Genomic DNA, 1,559 nt, shown 5'->3' on the forward strand with positions numbered 1-1,559 from the left:
GGCGCCGGCGGCGCCGCGGTGACCAGGACCTCGAACTGACCGGCGGCGGAGATGACGATCCCCCCAACACCGTCACCCGTGTCCGCGCCCCGCGCGCGGTGACCGAGCAGGCCGCCAGTAACCGCGTGACCAGCGTCAAGGGTTCCACCCGCCTGGAAGCGAAGAAGCAGCGCCGGCGTGAGTCCCGCGATACCGGTCGGCGCCGCACGGTGATCACCGAGGCCGAGTTCCTGGCGCGCAGGGAATCCGTGGACCGCCAGATGATCGTCCGCCAGCGCGACGACAGAATCCAGATTGCCGTCCTCGAGGACGGTGTCCTCGCCGAGCACTTCGTCTCCAAGACCCAGCAGGATTCGCTGATAGGCAACGTCTACCTGGGCAAGGTCCAGAACGTGCTGCCCTCCATGGAGGCAGCATTCGTGGACATCGGGCGCGGCCGCAACGCCGTCCTGTACGCCGGTGAGGTGAACTGGGAGGCCGTCAACCTCGAAGGCAAGCAGCGCCGGATCGAAAACGCGCTCAAGTCCGGCGACACCGTCCTGGTCCAGGTGACCAAGGACCCGGTGGGCCACAAGGGCGCACGCCTGACCAGCCAGATCTCGCTGCCCGGCCGTTACCTCGTGTACGTCCCCGGCGGTTCCATGACCGGCATCTCCCGCAAGCTGCCCGACGTCGAACGCAACCGCCTCAAGCGGATCCTCAAGGACCGGCTCCCGGAGCAGGCCGGCGTCATCGTCCGCACCGCGGCCGAAGGGGCGTCCGAGGAAGAGCTGACGCACGACATCAACCGGCTCCGCGCCCAGTGGGAAGGCATCGAAAGCCAGTCCACCTCCACCAAGGTGCTGGCCCCCGAACTCCTGTACGGCGAGCCCGACCTCACCATCAAGGTGGTCCGCGACGTCTTCAACGAGGACTTTTCCAAGCTGATCGTTTCCGGTGAAGAAGCCTGGGACACCATCGAGGCCTACGTCACCTACGTTGCCCCGGACCTCGTGGGCCGTCTCGAGAAGTGGACCAAGGACCAGGACATCTTCGCAGCCTGGCGGATCGACGAGCAGATCCACAAGGCCCTGGAACGCAAGGTCTTCCTGCCGTCCGGCGGTTCCCTGGTGATCGACCGCACCGAAGCCATGACCGTGGTGGACGTCAACACCGGCAAGTTCACCGGCAGCGGCGGCAACCTCGAAGAAACCGTCACCAAGAACAACCTTGAAGCAGCCGAGGAAGTGGTGCGCCAGCTCCGCCTCCGCGACATCGGCGGCATCATCGTCATCGACTTCATCGACATGGTCCTGGAATCCAACCGGGACCTGGTCCTGCGCCGCCTGGTGGAATGCCTGGGCCGCGACCGCACCAAGCACCAGGTTGCCGAAGTCACGTCCCTGGGCCTGGTCCAGATGACCCGGAAGCGCATGGGCACCGGGCTCCTGGAGGTCTTTGGCGAGCAGTGCGAGGCCTGCGCCGGACGCGGCGTCGTCACCCACGACGACCCCGTGGAGCACCGCCGCGCCAACATCGTTGCTGCCGAGCACCACGTGCAGCGCACCGACAGCCGGCCT

At 66.7% G+C, this 1,559-nt stretch carries 1 protein-coding gene; it reads left to right on the forward strand.

Going from position 1 to position 1,559, the window contains the following annotated elements; genetic code table 11:
• Positions 1 to 1,559: Rne/Rng family ribonuclease (locus AC5RTT_RS20500; protein ID WP_494146698.1), on the forward strand; the 1,559-nt coding region annotated here is incomplete at both ends.

Source organism: Arthrobacter sp. Y3221157 (assembly GCF_059089865.1).